This is a genomic window from Shimia marina (assembly GCF_001458175.1).
Classification (GTDB): domain Bacteria; phylum Pseudomonadota; class Alphaproteobacteria; order Rhodobacterales; family Rhodobacteraceae; genus Shimia; species Shimia marina.
Map to the genome: position 1 here is coordinate 297237 of NZ_CYPW01000027.1, position 17174 is coordinate 314410.

Annotated in this window: 13 protein-coding genes; 5 read left to right on the top strand and 8 right to left on the bottom strand. The window is 58.5% G+C overall.

Going from position 1 to position 17174, the window contains the following annotated elements; translation table 11 throughout:
• The first annotated feature begins 164 nt into the window (after nucleotides 1–164).
• On the top strand, nucleotides 165–872 hold the full coding sequence (locus tag SHM7688_RS14120; protein WP_083499064.1) for a trypsin-like serine peptidase: 708 nt from the start codon (nucleotides 165–167) through the stop codon (nucleotides 870–872).
• A 79-nt stretch (nucleotides 873–951) separates the two neighbouring features.
• Here the strand turns inward: SHM7688_RS14120 and SHM7688_RS14125 are convergent, their stop codons facing one another.
• The 7 genes from SHM7688_RS14125 to SHM7688_RS14150 all read right to left on the bottom strand — a co-directional run bounded on the left by SHM7688_RS14125 (nucleotide 952) and on the right by SHM7688_RS14150 (nucleotide 11473).
• A complete protein-coding gene (locus tag SHM7688_RS14125; protein WP_058240580.1) occupies nucleotides 952–1557 on the bottom strand; it encodes a LysE family translocator in 606 nt (201 codons plus the stop codon).
• Nucleotides 1558–1580: 23 nt separating this feature from the next.
• Nucleotides 1581–2528: an ATP-dependent nuclease gene (locus SHM7688_RS14130; RefSeq protein ID WP_058240581.1), complete on the bottom strand. Its 948-nt coding sequence runs from the start codon at nucleotides 2526–2528 to the stop codon at nucleotides 1581–1583.
• Entirely contained in the window at nucleotides 2468–3346 is an 879-nt protein-coding gene (locus tag SHM7688_RS19760; protein WP_158500701.1) for an OLD family protein, read from the bottom strand. The genes SHM7688_RS14130 and SHM7688_RS19760 overlap by 61 nt, the downstream gene beginning before the upstream one ends.
• Before the next feature lie 159 nt (nucleotides 3347–3505).
• Nucleotides 3506–4681, bottom strand: coding sequence for an HlyD family type I secretion periplasmic adaptor subunit (locus SHM7688_RS14135; RefSeq protein WP_058240582.1), 1176 nt, complete (start codon nucleotides 4679–4681; stop codon nucleotides 3506–3508).
• Nucleotides 4678–6954, bottom strand: a complete 2277-nt coding sequence (locus SHM7688_RS14140) for a type I secretion system permease/ATPase (protein WP_058240583.1) — start codon at nucleotides 6952–6954, stop codon at nucleotides 4678–4680. The genes SHM7688_RS14135 and SHM7688_RS14140 overlap by 4 nt, the downstream gene beginning before the upstream one ends.
• On the bottom strand, nucleotides 6951–8297 hold the full coding sequence (locus SHM7688_RS14145) for a TolC family protein (protein ID WP_083499066.1): 1347 nt from the start codon (nucleotides 8295–8297) through the stop codon (nucleotides 6951–6953). The genes SHM7688_RS14140 and SHM7688_RS14145 overlap by 4 nt, the downstream gene beginning before the upstream one ends.
• Before the next feature lie 74 nt (nucleotides 8298–8371).
• Nucleotides 8372–11473, bottom strand: coding sequence for an Ig-like domain-containing protein (locus tag SHM7688_RS14150; RefSeq protein ID WP_058240584.1), 3102 nt, complete (start codon nucleotides 11471–11473; stop codon nucleotides 8372–8374).
• A gap of 577 nt (nucleotides 11474–12050) precedes the next feature.
• Here SHM7688_RS14150 and SHM7688_RS14155 point away from each other — a divergent pair.
• The 4 genes from SHM7688_RS14155 (at nucleotide 12051) to SHM7688_RS14170 (ending at nucleotide 15736) form a co-directional block, all read left to right on the top strand.
• The gene (locus tag SHM7688_RS14155) at nucleotides 12051–13157 is read left to right on the top strand and encodes a porin family protein (protein ID WP_058240585.1); all 1107 of its coding nucleotides are present in this window, start codon (nucleotides 12051–12053) and stop codon (nucleotides 13155–13157) included.
• 173 nt (nucleotides 13158–13330) lie between these two features.
• The gene (gene tig, locus SHM7688_RS14160; protein WP_058240586.1) at nucleotides 13331–14665 is read left to right on the top strand and encodes a trigger factor; all 1335 of its coding nucleotides are present in this window, start codon (nucleotides 13331–13333) and stop codon (nucleotides 14663–14665) included.
• Between the two features lie 219 nt (nucleotides 14666–14884).
• The gene (locus SHM7688_RS14165; protein ID WP_058240587.1) at nucleotides 14885–15298 is read left to right on the top strand and encodes a DUF1330 domain-containing protein; all 414 of its coding nucleotides are present in this window, start codon (nucleotides 14885–14887) and stop codon (nucleotides 15296–15298) included.
• A gap of 9 nt (nucleotides 15299–15307) precedes the next feature.
• Nucleotides 15308–15736 carry a hypothetical protein gene (locus SHM7688_RS14170; RefSeq protein WP_233486618.1) on the top strand — a complete coding sequence of 143 codons (429 nt, stop codon included), beginning with the start codon at nucleotides 15308–15310 and terminating at the stop codon, nucleotides 15734–15736.
• A gap of 76 nt (nucleotides 15737–15812) precedes the next feature.
• Here SHM7688_RS14170 and SHM7688_RS14175 read toward each other — a convergent pair whose 3' ends face one another.
• Nucleotides 15813–17048, bottom strand: coding sequence for an HlyD family secretion protein (locus SHM7688_RS14175; RefSeq protein WP_058240589.1), 1236 nt, complete (start codon nucleotides 17046–17048; stop codon nucleotides 15813–15815).
• Between the last annotated feature and the right edge of the window lie 126 nt (nucleotides 17049–17174).

Consider the following 17174-nt stretch of genomic DNA (forward strand, 5'->3'; position numbering starts at 1 on the left):
GCAAAGAAATAAGAGATTTTCTTAAAATTCTATGTACGACGTCGGACTTTAGAAAGAAGTTTGCGGCACTGTAAGCGTTTGGAACAGGACGTAAATCGTACCGGTTTTGCCCGATTGCTGCCGTGATCTCCTGTGTAGATGGGTTAACGACTAATGGAGGCCTCATGCGCGCCCTGAAACGACTAGCCCTGATTGCAGCTCTGCTGCCTGCTGCTGTAGCTGCGGAGACCCGCCAACCTGTGACCCAAGCTCTGCCCGGTGAGGCGGCGGTGGGCCGTTTGGTGGTCTCGGGGCGTGCGATGTGTACCGGCGCACTGATTTCTGCGGATACGGTGCTGACAGCGGCGCATTGCCTCTATGATCAACGCAGCGGGAAGCGTGTGCAGATGAGCCGGATTGAGTTTCAGGCCGGGTTGAAGGCGGGCAAGGCCGTTGCGGTGCGCTCTGTGGTGCGGGCCTCGGTGCATCCGCAGTATGAGCATCGCAGCAAGGGCAATGCCCAGGTGGGCAGCGATCTGGCCTTGCTGAAACTGTCGCGGCCGATTTCCAAGAACAATGTGCTGCCGATGCGCTATGGGGCCAATCTGAGCAGTGGCGATATGCTGGGGGTGCTGAGCTATACGGTGAGCAACCGCGCGGATCCCATTCTGGAGTATCCTTGTCGGGTGCTGGCCCGTCAGGGAGAGACGCTGGTGATGAGCTGTGAGGTGGAATTTGGGGCCTCAGGGGCGCCGGTGCTGGCGCTGACCAAGGGGCGCAATCCGGCGGTGGTTTCGGTGGTGTCTGCCAAGGCGGCGATGGGCGGGCAGAATGTCTCTGTCGGTACGCTGTTGAGTGCGGACACCTTGCATCAGATGATAACAGGCGGCTAGACGCGGCGCTTTGCAGCACATGAAACCAGACCTTTCATAAGGCGGCCCGATGCAGGCCGCCTTTGTTGTTTGAGGGGGATCAACGCCCAAACAGCAGGCGCAGCCCCAAGGCGCTCAGCACCACGGCGGCGATGCGATCAATGTGAGATTTGGCCCGCAGATAGGCGGCGCGGGCGGTGCTGGTGCTCATACCGAAGGCCACAAGCGCATAGAACATCAGCTCTATGACCAGCTGGTTGGCAGCGATCAGGCCTTTTTGTGCAAGTGTCATATCTGGCGGAAAGATCACCACCAGAACGGCGGCGGCAAAAAGCGCGGATTTCGGGTTCATCAGGTTGATCATCAGCCCTTGCAGAAAGGCATGGCGGGCAGGTTTCACTTCAGAGGGGGCGAGCGGCGTGCGTGCGCCTTTCCACATGCCATAAGCAATATAGAGCAGATAGAGCGCGCCAATGGTTTTCACCGCCACATAGGCCCAGGGGAAGGCTGTGAAAATGACATCCAGCCCCAGCAGGGCCGACAGGGTCCAGAGCGAGGCCATGAGACCCAGACCCGCGCCCACGGCCAGCCCCGCGTGCCGCCCGGCGCTGAGCGTGGTTTTCACAGAGATCAGAAAGGCCGGGCCGGGGCTGGCAATGGCCGCGGCAAGCGCGAGGTTGAAGGCGAGGATGTGGGTGAGATCCATGGGGGAGTGGGTCCTTTGGGGGGCTATAAGCCATTGGCTTTTGAGATCATATCGGCCAGTTCAGTGATCCGCTCTTGTAAATCAAGCATGGAAAAATCAACTGGGGCGTCGTCTTGGCAGATGTGAGTGGCCGCGCCGACTTTGTCGCCGGATTTGAATGTTTTTTCGGCGCAAGAGGCTGTGTCCTTACGTTCAAAGTAGAAGGCATGGTCATAGGTGCCTCCTGCCAAAGGCGCGTTGTAAATTCGAGGGTGAAGCGTTTTTAAGGCCTCTTGCAGTTGCTCATGCGGGAGGTAGTTTTCAATCTCCCGTCCTTGCGTGATCCAGATCACACCGCCGGTTTTTGCGATCTCATCCTTCAGGCGTTGTGCCGCGGGTTTCAGTTCTGCTGTTGCATCATCTTTGTCACTATCAAGGATGAGTGCGAAATTGCGGTTCAGATTTTGCAGATTAATGAAATCGTCAATGGCGCTGTCATCCGCCGTCAGGTGGCGCATCAGGCTGCCGCCATAGAACATGATGGCGTAATGCTCTCCCTCAGTCAGGCGATCATCAATCTGTTTCAGCCAATGTTTCACATAGATCCGATCAGAGGGGCCTTCGACCCAGATCACGGCGTTTGCCTGTAAGATGTCGGAGGCGCGATACCCGAGATCATCGCAGATTTTGCGATGTTGATCTTTGGTCACAGCGGCATCGACAAAGGTCTGTGTGCCGTCGTTGCGGACCTGAAAAACGGATGTGCCGGGGGTGTCAATAAAGGCGGCGGAGTGGGTGGCGATGAAATACTGATTTTCCGTGTTCTCTTTGAGATAGCGGATCAGTTTGCGTTGTAGCACCGGATGCAGATGAATTTCAGGCTCTTCAAGGCACATGATTTTGTGCTGATGAATGGTGCAGAATGCGGCGATCAATATGACTTCGTGGATGCCGGTGCCAAGGGAGGACAGCGGCAGGACTTTGTTGTCCATATGCACGAGCAAGTGTTCGCGGTGATTTGGTACTTCCAACAACGCGTCAGGTTTGCCGGTGACCACGCGGACGAAGTTGTTGATCTGATCAAATAGGTTTTTTTCTCACGTTCGTCAAAATCCGGGTTTTGAATTTCTGCGAGGTGTTGGATCAGACCTTTGCCAGAGAGATCGTCGAAGGCTTCGTTGCCTGCACTGAGCTGGCGCTTGGCTGGTATGATCATACGCGGAGGGAGTTTTATGCTGAGAGATGTAACTCCGTTCTCTAAGAAACTTCGAAATGCTGAAGAGGGGTCACGATACTTGACTACACCAAATATGTTGGCGAACGCTTCCCACTGCGTGACATCAAGCCTTTTCTCGAAGCTTTTACCATAGACACGCCGCAGTAAGCAGTAGCCGCCGCTATAATTGGAGCTCTCAAGCCATACGCCGCCTTTATAAAGCAACTGACGTGTCATGTTTGTCGTGATATCCTCTATTTGCTTTTCAGTGAGAGGAGGCGGTTTGTGTTGCTTAGATGATCGTATCGTTTCACGAAGAGGTCTTAATAGCTCAGCGCGAAGTGTTCTTTCACTGACGCCAAGGTTTATTTGAAAATGCCCTTCTTTTGCGCCGCGGTGGGTGTCTGTTTTGCCGCTCGGGGAGTACTTTGGATCTGGATTGAGGTGTTCCGCGATGAGGTTGAGAACCACCGACTTGCCAGCGTTGTTTTCGCCCACAAAGAAATTCATGTCTGAAAATGGTGCGATGTATTGGGTTTCTGGGCCGATGCCCCGGTAAAATTGGATCGCGAGACCCTCAAGATAAGTTGGCATAACAGGTCTTCAAAAGCTGAAATTTTCTATTCGCTCAATCATTGGGTGAGCGACCTGCGCGCGTCAACCACATTGGCGGGGTGTTTTTGGGGGCGTGCTTGCGTAACGTTTGGTGTGGCGCGGGACCGGCGAGGCCCCGGATCAGGTCCGGGGCGGGGGTTAGGGTTCTCGGAAGGCCTCTTTGCTTTTGTAGAGCGGTTTGAGCAGGTAGCGCAGGACGGTTTTGGAGCCGGTGTGCAACTCCACGGTGGCGCGCATGCCGGGGCGGATTTCTATGGCCTTTTGGCGCTCGGTCAGCTCGGAGGTGTCCACTGTGACCGTGACTTTGTAAAATGGTGGCAGGGAGGGGTCGCGCTCATCTTCAAAGGTGTCTGCCGAGATGAAATCCACCTTGCCTTTGAGCGTGCCATAGATGGTGTAATCATAAGCGGTGAGCTTAATGGAGGCGTCTTGGCCGGGTTCGACATTGGCGATGTTTTCCGGGCGCACGCGGGCCTCCACAAAGAGCTCTTCGCCCAAGGGGATGATTTCAAAGATTTCTTCTCCGGGGCGCACCACGCCGCCGATGGTGGTGACGGCGAGGTTGTTGACGATGCCGCGCATGGGGGCGGTGATCACGGTGCGCGAGAGCTGATCTTGGGCCAGACGCATTTCCTGCCCCAGCGAGGTGATCTCTTTGAGGGTTTCGGAATATTCCTCCGCGCGGGTGAGTTCGGCCTGTGTGAGGATGTCCATATAGCGGATTTCAGCCTCTGAGGCTTTTTCGCGGGCCTTGTTGACCTCCAGCAGGGCGACAAACTCTTTTTTATAGAGCCGCTCCATATTGGCGAGCTCTTCCTGTGCCTGCTCCAGCTGGGTGAAGGCGCCTTCGCGGCGGCTGTCGATGTCGGTCTGACGGGCGGCGAGCAGGGCTTTCTCAGAGGAGAGGATCAGCGGCGCGCGGGTTGAGAGCGCTTCGGGGGCGGCGAAGTCGAACTGCCCTTCGATTTCGGCCTCAAGGCGCAGGCGGCGCAGCTCCAGCGCGTCAAGCTGATCCTGAAGGTCATCAAAGGCGGAGCGGAAGCGGGTGTCACTGAGGGTGGCGAGCACCTGACCGGCCTCGACCAGATCGCCCTGTTTGACGGCGAGGTCGGCGAGGATGCCGCCTTCGAGGTTCTGCACGGATTGGGAGCGCGAGGAGGAGACCACCTGACCATCGGCGCGCACGATTTCATCGACCCAGGCGACGGCGGCCCAGAGCACAAAGAGGGCAACGGCCATGAAAATCAGGCGGATGGTGAGGCGGGAGGCGCGCAGTTGATCATCGAGCCCGTCATCGTGGTGGGCGGCGGTCATGCGCCTTCTCCAGCGGCAAGATGGGCGAGCACCTGTTCGCGGGGGCCATCCACGACAAGACGGCCATTTTGCAGGATCAGCGTGCGGGTGGAGAGCGCGAGAATGGGCGTGCGGTGCGTGGCAATCAGCGCGGTGCGCCCGTCGAGCCATTTTGACAGGCGGCTGACCAAGGTGCGCTCCAGCGTCTGATCCAGCGCGGCGGTGGGCTCATCCAGCAGGACAATGGCGGGGTTTTGCAACCAGAGCCGCGCCCAGCCGATGGACTGACGCTGCCCAATCGAGAGCCCTTCGCCGCCGTCGCGGATTTGCAGGTCAAGCCCCTGCGGATGGTTGCGCAGGAAAGGGCCAAGCCCGGCAAAATCCAAGGCCTCCATCAGGCGGTCATCATCGCGTTCCAACTGTGTCAGGTTGAGGTTGTCGCGCAGGCTTCCGGCAAAGAGGCGCACGTCTTGAGAGAGGTAGCCGATGTTGCGGCGCAGGTCGCGCTGATCAATCTGGGCCATGTCGGTGCCATCCAGCAGCACGCGGCCTTTGGTGGGCCCATAGAGCCCCGCCATGAGTTTGAGCAGGGTGGATTTGCCGGAGCCGTTTGCGCCCAGAATGGTCACGCGCTGGCCCGGCTTGATGACCACGCCGGGCACATCCAATGTGGGGGCGGCATCGGTATCATAGGCGAAGGACAATTCGCGCAGCTCAAACTGACCGGTGAGTTTTTCACGGCGCAGGTATTTGCGATCGCTGCCTTTTTCCTGCTCAGAGAGCGCAATGGCATCGAGGCTTTCCAGCGCGCCTTTGACATTGGACCAGCGCGCAAGCGTGCCGGCAAACTGGGTCAGCGGTGCGAGGGTGCGTGAGGTCAGGATGCCGGTGGCAATGATGGTGCCAACGGTGAATTCTCCTGCAAACACCAGATAGGTGCCGATGACCACGGTTGCGATATAGGTGGTTTGTTGCACGCCTTGGGACCAGTAAGTCAGGGCGGAACTGAGGCGGCGCTGTTCGGCGGAGGAATGGGACGATACGGCGTTGAGCTCATCCCAGAGGCGCAGCACGCGGTCTTCGCCGCGTTGGGTTTTCACCGTGTCCAGCTCGGTGATGACTTCTTGCAGCAGGCGGCCGACTTTGGCGGAGGCTCCTTGTGTTTCGCGAGACAGGGAAATCATCCGTTTTTGTAACACGTAAGCGGGCAGCACCATGAGGATGCCGCCCAGCAGGAGCACCCAGACGAGATTGCCAGCAATGGAGGCCACCAGCGCGAGGAAGATGACGATAAACGGCATATCCGCGAGCACGGAGATGGTGGTGGAGGTGAAGAAATCCCGCACGGCCCCAAAATCGCGCATGGCGGCAAATAGGCCGGAGGGCGGCAGGGGGCGTCGATCAGAGCGCATGCCCAGCAGGCGCTTCATCAGGCGGTGCTGAATCGAGAGTTCCATGCGGCGGCCAGCGGCGTCGCTCATCTTGGCGCGGGCGAGTTTCAGCAGGCCCTCCAGACCGATTGCAAAGATCGCACCAATGGCAAGCACCCAGAGGGTGGCCTCGGATTGATGCGGGATCACCCGGTCATAGACCTGTAGCGAAAACAGCGCCACGGCCACGGCCAGCAGATTGGCGACCAGCGAGCCGAGCATGATCTCGCCCATGTGGCGGCGGTATTTGGTGAACTCGCCCCAGAACCAGTGACCGGACATGCCATCGGCCAGCTGCGGCACATGGCGTTCAGCCAATTGACGCAGGGAGACTTTGGCGCGCAGGGCGGTGCCGGAGAAAAAGGGGGCAAACTCGCGGACCGGGACTTCGGCGCGGTTGTCTGCGCAGCTGTCGTCATAGACGGTGAGGATGTCTTCGTCCTGAGACAGCACAAGGATGGCCTGACCGTTGGTCATTTCAGCGATGGCGGGCCAGGAGGCGGGGGCAATGGCCAGTTTGCTGCGAATCTTGGGCTCGACCCCGGCATGGGACAGCGCGCCGGAGAGGGCCTTGAGTGACACGTCACCGGGTGCGGATGTCCACATATGTTCGGCAATGTCGGTGACCGGCACATCGGCGCCATTAAGGGCGGCCAATGTGGAAATCAGCGTGGCGCGGTGTTGAATGCGGGTGGCGGTGGCTTCCACAAGATCATGGATCGCGTCCGCGGGGGCCTCGGAGGTCTTTGTGGAGGCTGTCGGGGCTGTTTTGGGCGCGGGGGATTGATTGGCGGGTTTGGCCGCCTTGACCGCCGCGATGGACAGCACAACAGGCGCTTTGCCCTCTGTCGCCTCACCACTCAAATCTTGTCCCCATCCGCCAGCAGGCCAAGATCGCGGGCCAGTTCGAGCTGTGCGAGGATTTTGTCATATTTGGCGTCCACTCCATCCAGCGCGCGCAGCACGGATTGCTCGTAGACATCCACCACCTCTAGCACGGAGCGCTGACCGGCGCGGAACTGTGCTTCAAACAGCTTGTATGTGTCGCGGCCTTCGCGGGCGAGGGCGGTGGCTTCGCTCTCTTGGCGGGTGAGGCTGACGATGTTGTTTTCCAGTCGCTTGCGGGCGCGGACGCCATCTTCGCGGGCCTCGTCCACCTGCCGTTTGGCAATGTCCTTGGAGGCTTCGATGGCTTTCAGGCGTGCGCCGGTGCCAAGGCCAAGGCCGACGTCATTGCCCACGTCCAAGCTGGCACCGTTTCCCTGATTGGTCACGCTGGCGCTGGCGGAGAGGCCGGGCAGCTGGGCCGCGCGCTCTACAGTGGCCTGCGCCACGGCGCGGTCTGCTTCGGCGCGGGCCTTGAGCACATCGAGTGGCTCCACGCCGGGATAATTGCTGTTGAGCGGCTCAGCCGGGGTGAGCGAGAAAGCGGTGCCGGTCATGGCCTGAAGTTCGGCCAGTGCGGTGACGCTGCTTTCGCGGGCGGTTTCGCTTTTGGTTTCCAGTGTCTGGATTTTGCTGCGCACCATGCGCAGGTCGCCCTTGTTGGCGATGCCGCCGTCCACGCGGCCCTGAACGATACGCTCAAACTCGTGCAGCTGTATCAGACCCTTGGTGCCGACGCGGGCTTTCTCAGCGCCGCGCAGACCTTTGAGATAGAGCGCCAGCGCGGTGTAGCTGCGCTCATTGAGATCTTGTGACAGGGTGACAGCGGCCACTTCGACATCGGCAGCGGCATAGGCGCGTTCGGCCTTTTTGCGCCCGTGATCAAAGAGCACTTGTTCAAACACCAGACCGGCAATCACATCCCCCAGAGAGGTGAGTGAGATCTCTGGGCCGATGGTGGGCAGCCAGTTTTTGTCTTCGGCCTCTGCGCGCAGTTTTGCGGTTTGCAGTTCGGCTTCGGCAGAGCGTTTTGAAGAAGAGACCGCCACGTCGGCCACATGGCCCAAGGTGCCGTCGTCTTCCAGAACAGATTGGCGGGCCAGAAGCGTGGTCAGGATCACGCTTTGGGCTTCTTCGCCCTCTGGTGTGTCCTGTTCAAAGCTGGAGCGTTTGGTGACGTCTTCGGCAGGCGCAGTGGCATCTGGTTTGGGCTGAAGTAGCGCCAAGGGATTACTGAGCTCTGGCAGGTTGGACATGCAGCCGCTGAGTACCGTGGCCCCAAGAAGCAGGGGCAGGGTTGTCTTGAAGGGGCGGCTTGGCATGGGGATTTGGCAGTCCGAAGTTCGTCGTCAATAAAGGCTGCGGCCCCGCTTTGGCAGGGCCGCAGTAGAAAGTGTTAGATGGTGACGGTGATGTCCTGATCGACGATCAGGGTCACGCCATCATTGCCAACTGTGTAGACATCATAGGCTTCGCCTTCGATGTTTACGGTCTGATTGGTTTTGATCGCATCTGTCACAGTGATCTGATCATCAGAACCACCGTGAATGGTGAGCGTGTCGGAGGTGTCAGACAGATCGCGGATCTGTGCTTCTGTCAGAGTCAGATGGGCATCAGAGGCGTAGTCCAGCTCGATGCCTTCAATGTTGAACCCGTTGATGGCCGCATGGTTGAGTGTGCCTGCGTTGGTCACATTGTCGTCCAGCACCAGAAGCGTGTCAGATTCGTTGCCCGCGTCATCGCTGGAAGCGATCACCAAATGGGTGCCATCAGAGGCCCGTGGGTTGAGCACAAAGAGTGTTTCATCGCCGCCAAGCGCCACTTCGGTGGTGGCGAGTTCGGCAGTGCTGCCATCCTGATGCAGCGCATGGATGCTGTAATCCTGAGATTCTGTGTCCAGAGATACGGACGTCACATCGTCATCCGCGAAGGTCACCGATTGCACCACCGGGTTGGTGATTTCCGTGTCCACGGCAAAGGTGGCATTGGCATTGGCGGTGTTGCCAGCGGCATCGGTCACGGCGAGAGTTGCCGTGGCGGTGTAGGTGCCTTCGGGCAGGGAGCCGCTTTCGTAGGTGACAAACCAGTTGCCAGAGGCATCTGCGGTGGTTGTGCGGGTCACACCTTCCACGGTGATGACCACGGAGGCACCCGGTTCGGTTGTGCCTTCGAGCACCACGCCGCCGCGCATCTGTGCAGCGTTCACTGGTGCGGTGAAGACACCGGCGTTGATATCGACATCAATGCTGGTGGAGGTGTCTATGCGCAGGGTGTCTGTGGTGGTGGCCACGTTGCCTGCGGTGTCTGTGGCTGTGACAGTCACGGCGGCGTCATATTCCCCTTGCGGCACGTCGGCTGCGGTGAACGTGGCGCTCCAGCTGCCATTGGCGGCTGCGGTGATCGTGCGGGAGGCATTGCCCAGCTGCACCACAACCGAGCTGCCTGGTTCTGCGGTGCCTGTGAGGGTGAAGCCATTGGCCACTTCGGTGGCACTGGCGATGTCATCGCCGCCGACCTGACCGGCGTCATAGGTGGCAGAGATTTCAGTATCGACCGAGATATTGCCAGAGGTGGATGTGCTGTTGCCAGCGGCATCCGTGGCCGTGACGGAGACGGTGCTGTTGTAGGTGCCTTGCGGCAGCTCTGCAGCGGTGTAGCTTGCCGACCATGTGCCGTTTGCGGCGGCGGTGACAGTGCGGGTGATACCCTCAAGGGTCACGGCAACAGAGGCGCCTGGTTCTGCTGTGCCGGTCAGCGTCACGCCAGCAGCGTGTTCTGCGGCATTGGCGATGTTGTCGCCGCCCAGCTGATTGGTGTCCAGACCGGCGGAGATTTCCGTATCCACGCGGAAGGTGCCGGTTGTGGACGTGACATTGCCTGCGCCATCCGTGGCGGACACTGACACAGAGGTGTCGTAGGTGCCTGCGGGAATTTCAGCGGTTGTGTAGGTGGTGGTCCACTGGCCGTTCTGATCGGCGATCACGGTGTGTGTGACACCCTGCACGGTGATGGCAACGGAGGCTCCGGCCTCGGCGGTGCCTGTCAGGGTGACGCCGCTGGCGTGTTCTGCCGCGTTGACGATGTTATCCCCCGCGATGGGGGCGGTGATGGTGGCTGTGCCTTCTGTGTCCACACGCACGGCAAAGCTCTCGCTATGGCTGTTGCCGGCGGCATCCGTCGCAGTGATTGCGATGGTGCTGTCATAGGTGCCATTGCGCACGGTGGAGGCTGCGAAAGTGGTCGACCATGTCCCATCGCCGGCCACTGTCACCGTCTGAGTGACGCCTTCAAAGAGAATTGACAGCGTGGTGCCTGCTTCGCCAGTTCCGGAAAGCGCAATGCCATCAGTGACTTCTGTGGCGTTGATCACGTTGTCGCCTTCGACGGTGTTCAGGGCCACGCCGGGGGCGATGGTGTCCACATCGAGCATGTCGGACACGGTGGTGACATTGCCGCGCGCATCGGTGGAGGTGATGGTGACAGCGGTCTGATATTCGCCGGTGCGGATCTCGCCGCTGGCAAAGGTGACGGACCAAGTGCCGTCATCCAGCACAGTGGTGGTGTGGATGGTGCCGTCGATTTCGACGGTGAGTGTGGCCCCCGCTTCGCCAACACCGGAGATCACATGGCCGGTGCTGTGGTCCTCTTCGTTGACGATGTCACCTGTGGAGACGGTGCCGTCGGCCACAGTCACATCCGGTGGGGTGGTGTCGATGTCCACCGAAGGGCCGTCAAGATCAAAGACCGTGCCGCCGGGGTTTGTCACTGTGACCGTGCTGTCATAGACGCCATCATCGGGCAGAGCGGCGGGATCGAAGATCACGGAATAGGTACCGTCATCGCCGATCACGGTGGTGCCTGTTTCGCCGCCGATGGTGACGGAAACAGAAGAGCCGGGCTCTCCGGTGCCGGTGATGGTGACCGTGTCTTCGCCGGTGCCACCAATCACGCGGGAGATATCAGCATCATCCACCGTGGGGGTGATCACCCCGTTGCCACCGCCGCCATTGCCATCATCCAGCAATGCACTGGTTGCGACTGCAGCACCGCCGAGCCCCAGAATGCCGGGTAGAGCTGCAAAAGGGGCGACCAGCGGTGCCACCACTGGCTCGATACGTTCCAGATCAAGGAAGGTCAGCTCGTCATAGGCGCTCCATTTTTCATTGATGGAGATCGCGTCATATTGCGCAAAATACTGATCGTTGACGCTGTCGCCCAGATTGACCTGATGGAATTGGCCATCTTTGGAGAGGAAGAGATCACGCTCTTCTCCGTCAACCGCCACAAAATAGTTTTCTAACGTGATTGTCTCACCAGAGGCGAGGTGGATGATCAGGTTGTTGCCGTCCTGCACATAGCCTGCAATGTCATCTGGCGCGAGGTTCAGGGAAATTTCTTTGGCTTGCTGCAACGCCAAAGTGCCGTGTTGCACCTCTGCCGTTTGCCCACGACCCACAACTCCATCCGCGCCGCGGAGGGCATAACTCAAACTACTCATGTATATTCTACCGCTCTAGGTTGATCGGGCTTTTGCCCTTGTTTGCTAGGGAAATGTATAAATATCCCGCGCGATTAATCCAAACACTTTTTTGCCACAATTCCATAAAGCAAAGGGTTATGAGGCATTTAGGCCATGGTTGAGTGGCGTATTTATCCTAGAGGTGGCGAAATTGGTTGGGCAAAGGGCTGATTGTGTCTGCCGAACCGGGGCTCTTGGGGCTTCGGCACTGGAGAAAGCAACAGCTTTGAGGTGCGTTTTCTGCTAGGGTGGGCTTGGCGAGGTGGCGGCTCTGCTGTGGGACGTTTGGGCAAGTGGCGGGTGTCGGGGGAAGGCGTTTGCGGGTATATTTTGCAGCGCCGTAATACCATAGGTATAGTCAAGCCATGTATTGACCGGCCAAAGGCGTGGCATTTTGCGGCTTTGTGCTGCACCGGGGCGGCAGCATAGACAGGATACATCAGGGATGTGCCGCATATTGCGCGGCACCACATGGAGCTTTCACGGACGCGTTCTGCCGGTTGACAGAACCGGACCACCTGACGCTTTGGGCGCAGGGCAGCATGGAGAAATTGCTATGGGTCACAAAACGAAAACCTCACGGGGCCTGCTTCTGGCAGTAGCTCTCAGCGCAGCCACATTTGCGGGGGCCTCCTGGGCCGAAGACGACCACGGCTTTGACTACTACGGGTTCTTCAATCTTGGCTTTTTCAGTGCGGATGACGGGGCGACGCGGACGGATTACTGGGCGGACAACTCCAATGCGCCCAGCCGGTTTGGCGCGCGCTACCACACCCCTGTGACAGGGGGCGAGCTGCAGTTCAAATTCGAGAGCTCCTTTGGCATCAAGCCCTCGGACGGGGTGAGCCAGTTGAGTGAGCCGCCCAACACCTATTGGGATCTGACGCGTTTGCGTAAGGTAGAGGTGATCTACCGCACCGATGACTTCGGCACCTTCTATTTGGGGCAGGGGTCCATGGCGTCTGATGGGATCACCAGCGATCCGGATCAATCGGGCACGGGGCTGGCGGGGACAGTGTCGGTGCGCGACAGCTTTGGTGGCATTCTGTTCCGCGAAAGCGGGGGCGGTCTGTCTTCTGTGGATGTTGGCGACGTTTTTCAGGACTTTGACGGCGGGCGCCGTGGGCGCGTGCGGTATGATACGAAATCCTTCAACGGGCTGGTTTTTGCCATTGCGGCAGGTCAGGAGATCTTGAGGGATGGCAATGACGACACCTTCTATGATGTGGCGTTGCGCTATAAGAAAGATACCGGAGATCTCTTGTATGGGGGCAACGTCGCCTATGCGATCAATGATCTTGCGGGGGGCGAAACCAAAACCATTATTGGCTCGCTTGGCGCCTTTCACCGTCCAAGCGGGGTGAGTGGCACGGTTTCGCTTGGCGATAATGACGGATCGGGCAGCTATATCTATGCCAAGCTGGGCTATCAGCGCGACTGGCTGTCTTTTGGGCGTACGCATCTGTCGTTTGATGTGTACCGGTCCCGCGACATGGTGGTGTCAGGGGATGAGGGGGTGGCCTGGGGGCTGCAGGCGGTTCAGAAAGTCGAATCGGCAGATCTGGATATCTTCGCAGCTTACCGCAACCAGGCCTATGATCAGCCCGGCATGACCTTTAGTGACGTGGATGGCTATATGATGGGCGCGCGCTGGAGCTTCTAAAGTGGCTGCGAGCCACCAATTGTTTGAATTGCGCGCCCGGTCTTTTGGATCGGGCGCGTTTTTGCGTTTATATGCCCTTGCGCCCTTGCGCGTGGGCCTCTAGAAGAACTCAAATTTTTCGACCGCGCGCGGGCCGGATGTGGACGCGCGCCTTTACTTGATGGGGAACCCTGATGCAGGTAACCGAGACGCTGAACGAAGGTCTGAAGCGCGGCTATTCGATCACTGTAACCGCCGCTGAGCTGGACGCGAAAGTGGACGAAAAGCTGAAAGAAGCGCAGCCGGAAATCGAAATGAAAGGTTTCCGCAAAGGCAAAGTGCCGATGCCGCTTCTGAAAAAGCAGTTTGGTGAGCGCCTGATGGGCGAAGCCATGCAAGAGACCATCGACGGTGCGATGAACGCGCATTTCGAAGAGTCTGGCGACCGTCCGGCGCTGCAGCCAAAAGTCGAAATGAAAGATGGCGAAAACTGGAAGCCTGGCTCTGACGTAGAAGTCGAGATGTCCTATGAGGCGTTGCCAGAGATCCCTGAGGTTGACCTCAAAGGCATCAAGCTGGAGAAAATGGTTGTGAAGGCGGATGACGCCGCTGTTGAGGAAGCGCTTGGCAACCTCGCAGAGACCGCGCAGGATTTCAAAGCACGCGGCGAAGGTGACGCGGCACAGGACGGCGATCAGGTTGTCATGGACTTCGTGGGCCGCATTGACGGCGAAGCCTTTGACGGTGGTGCCGGCGAAGACTTCCCTCTGACCCTCGGCTCCGGCCAGTTCATCCCCGGCTTTGAAGAGCAGCTGGTTGGCGTGAAAGCGGGCGAAGAAAAAGACGTGACCGTATCCTTCCCAGAAGAGTACGGCGCCGAAAACCTCGCGGGCAAAGAAGCCGTGTTCTCCTGCACCATCAAAGAGGTGAAAGAGCCGGTTGCTGCGGAAATCAACGACGAGCTGGCCACCAAATTTGGTGCCGAAGATCTCGCCGGTCTGAAAACTCAGATCACTGAGCGTCTGGAAGCAGAATACGCGGGTGCCGCACGTGCGGTGACCAAGCGCGCACTTCTGGATGCGCTGGACGAGTTGGTGTCTTTCGATCTGCCGCCATCCCTGGTGGAAGCAGAAGCAGGCCAGATTGCGCACCAGCTGTGGCATGAAGAAAACCCAGAAGTGGAAGGCCACGATCACGACAAGATCGAGCCAACCGAAGAGCACAATACTCTGGCAGAGCGCCGCGTGCGTCTCGGCCTGCTGCTCGCAGAACTGGGTCAGAAAGCAGAGGTCGAAGTGACCGACGCGGAGATGACCCAAGCGATCATGAACCAGGCGCGTCAGTACCCTGGTCAGGAGCGTCAGTTCTTCGAATTCATCCAGCAGAACGCACAGATGCAGCAGCAGCTGCGCGCGCCAATCTTTGAAGACAAAGTTGTCGACTATGTGTTTGAGCTGGCGGAAGTGAGCGAAAAAGAGGTCTCCAAAGACGACCTGCAAAAAGCCGTAGAGGCACTGGACGACGAATAAGTCCACACCCCGTTAACGGGACAGTGAGAGGTCGCTCCGATGGGAGCGGCCTTTTTCTATTTTGGGGGGTATGTAACGTGATCTTATGTACCGGAGGAATGGGGGCAAGCCCCCCAAACCCCCGGGATATTTGATGCCAATGAAGTGGGGTGTGACCCGGCGTTTTGTTTGACGTTTTTAAGGGCCGAAGGTGAGGGTTGGGACGGAGGAGGACCGTTTATGGATTACACAACTTTTGACAAAGCCGCTTATGAGGCTTTTAAAGCCAATGACCGGGAAGGGCCGGTGCATATGCTCAATCTGATCAAGCTGCGTGATGTCGCGCTTTATGAGGATGGGCGACAGGCCACCGGCGCAGAGGCCTACGCCGCTTATGGGCGGGAAAGTGCGGAGACTTTTGCCAAACTGGGCGGAAAGATTATCTGGCGAGGTAGCATGGAGCAGATGTTGATTGGGCCTCAAAAACAGTGGGACATTTGCTTTATTGCGGCGTACCCCAGCGTTGGGGCCTTTGCATCCATGCACAAGTACCCCGCGTATCGTGCGGCCGTGGCCTACAGGCAGGCGGCAGTGGCGGATAGCCGTTTGATCCGTATGGCACCTTTGGAGCTTGGTGGGAATTTTGGAGAGTGAGGCAGCGGTTTGACTATGAAGTTTCCGGTCTCAAAAATTGAACCTGTTCAGGCAAAGCTAGAGATGGGCGCGCTGGACAAGCCCGCTCTTGAGGTCTCATTTAAGCGCTTTGAAATTCCGATGCAGAATAGCGCAGGTGCCCATGCGCTTTTGTTCGATGCGCCATTGTCTGCGAACTTCATTTCGTTGCCTTGCGTGGATTTGGGTGTGCTTCAGACCCAGAGTTTTGGATACCCTGTGAATCCGGCGGAAGGATACATTGATGCAAGTGTCTATTTTGAGGATGTGCACAATCCGGTTGATATCACCAATCTGGAGTTTGGTCCGCTTGTGGACGGGCGTCTGAAGCTGACTGTCGTCAGCAGATGGCTGATGTCCTATGAAGGGACGGCTTTTGACGATTTTGATTTGGTGTTTTCAGTATCGTTGGGAGATTAAAGAGTGTCTCAGTGGTGAGACCTTCTTACAACACAAAAGCCCCGGCATTTTGCCGGGGCTTTAACTTTTTGGGGGATCAGTGGTGGCCTGAGAAGACCAGCACTTTGAAGGGCAGCAGGATAGCCCGGAAGCGCAGGATCAGCGCATGGGCATAGCCCACCGTATCGATCACATGCAGCGCGATGAAGGTGCCGGTGCCAAGCTCTGGATCCTGCAGCCTTTCGTGGTTGTTGGTATAGGCGTTGACCTCACATTTACTACCCGGGGGCAGGTGGTCTGTGCCACCTTCATAAAGTGGTTCCAGATAGGCAATCACTGAGCCGGGTTGTTTGGCATTTTGCGGATCACGCAGTGTGTCTGACGGGCGCACCTGACCTGAGGGGATCACATCCTGCACATCCACGATCACCATGGGGGTCACGCGCATCGGGGCGGAAACGCAGGACATTTCTGCCAGCATGCCTTTGTGCAGCACCTGTGTGGTGAGCTGTCCAAATCCGGCCTGAAAGCGGCCGCGCCCGGTGTCGGCGGGCACAAGAATGCCTGCGGGACGCAGGATTGGGTTGATATAGTCCCCCACGCGCAGATCAAATTGCTCGATACGGCCGGTTTGGCCGGCGTAGATCACCATTTTGGAGAGTTCGACTTCTGCCTGTTTGAGGGCGGCCATGGCGCTGTCGCGCTGTGCCGGGAGTTGGATTTCCACCCGGTGCTTGGCGGATTCCACCGCAGAATGCGCCGCATCCACGGCTGCGAGCCGCTCTTGAATGAGGTTTTCCAACCGCTCGACTTCGCGCACGGTTACGGCTGGAGAATTCTGCTGAAACAGGGTGTTCTTGCGTTCAAACTCGTCTTTGGTCTGTTCAAAGGCGGCTTCGGCGGCGTCCAGATTGGCCTGTGCCACACGCAGATCATCGCGGGCCAGTAGCTCGCCAGCGTCCACTTCCACCACGGCGGCGCGGGCGGTGGCCACGGCGGCGCGCTGGCGGCTGTCGTCGAGACGGAAGATCATGTCGCCAGCTTTGACGTCCTGATTGTTTTTGACAGCCACTTCGACGACGCGCCCGCTGATTTCCGGCAGGATGGTCACAGTGCGGAAATAGGAGGACACATTGCTTGTGGCCGGGTGGAAGTAAAAGATCACCGTGATCAGGCTGACGGTGAGGATGAAGCAGGAACTAAGGCCGTAACGCAGCTCATACCACATGGAGAACAGGGTGATGTCCTGTCCCAGACGTTTGCCTTGCCAGTAGCGGCGGAAGAGGTAATCCGGGAAGATGGTCAGCATGGAGCAGCAGATGAATTCCAGCATGTCTCAGGCCTCCGCATCTTTGTTGGATGCCGGTTTTTCGGCGGGTGTTTCGGGGGCTGTCGGTACTGCTGTGGTCTCGACTTCGACGGGCGATGGGCTGATCTCAGCTGCCGTGGCGGGCTGTGG

Excerpts from the sequence above, each read along its gene's own strand:
- SHM7688_RS14150 (WP_058240584.1), bottom strand. The coding sequence starts at position 11,473 with ATGAGTAGTTTGAGTTATGCCCTCCGCGGCGCGGATGGAGTTGTGGGT.
- SHM7688_RS14145 (WP_083499066.1), bottom strand. The coding sequence starts at position 8,297 with ATGCCAAGCCGCCCCTTCAAGACAACCCTGCCCCTGCTTCTTGGGGCC.
- SHM7688_RS14120 (WP_083499064.1), top strand. The coding sequence starts at position 165 with ATGCGCGCCCTGAAACGACTAGCCCTGATTGCAGCTCTGCTGCCTGCT.
- SHM7688_RS14125 (WP_058240580.1), bottom strand. The coding sequence starts at position 1,557 with ATGGATCTCACCCACATCCTCGCCTTCAACCTCGCGCTTGCCGCGGCC.
- SHM7688_RS14135 (WP_058240582.1), bottom strand. The coding sequence starts at position 4,681 with ATGACCGCCGCCCACCACGATGACGGGCTCGATGATCAACTGCGCGCC.
- SHM7688_RS14130 (WP_058240581.1), bottom strand. The coding sequence starts at position 2,528 with ATGGACAACAAAGTCCTGCCGCTGTCCTCCCTTGGCACCGGCATCCAC.
- SHM7688_RS14155 (WP_058240585.1), top strand. The coding sequence starts at position 12,051 with ATGGGTCACAAAACGAAAACCTCACGGGGCCTGCTTCTGGCAGTAGCT.
- SHM7688_RS19760 (WP_158500701.1), bottom strand. The coding sequence starts at position 3,346 with ATGCCAACTTATCTTGAGGGTCTCGCGATCCAATTTTACCGGGGCATC.
- SHM7688_RS14165 (WP_058240587.1), top strand. The coding sequence starts at position 14,885 with ATGGATTACACAACTTTTGACAAAGCCGCTTATGAGGCTTTTAAAGCC.
- SHM7688_RS14175 (WP_058240589.1), bottom strand. The coding sequence starts at position 17,048 with ATGCTGGAATTCATCTGCTGCTCCATGCTGACCATCTTCCCGGATTAC.
- tig (WP_058240586.1), top strand. The coding sequence starts at position 13,331 with ATGCAGGTAACCGAGACGCTGAACGAAGGTCTGAAGCGCGGCTATTCG.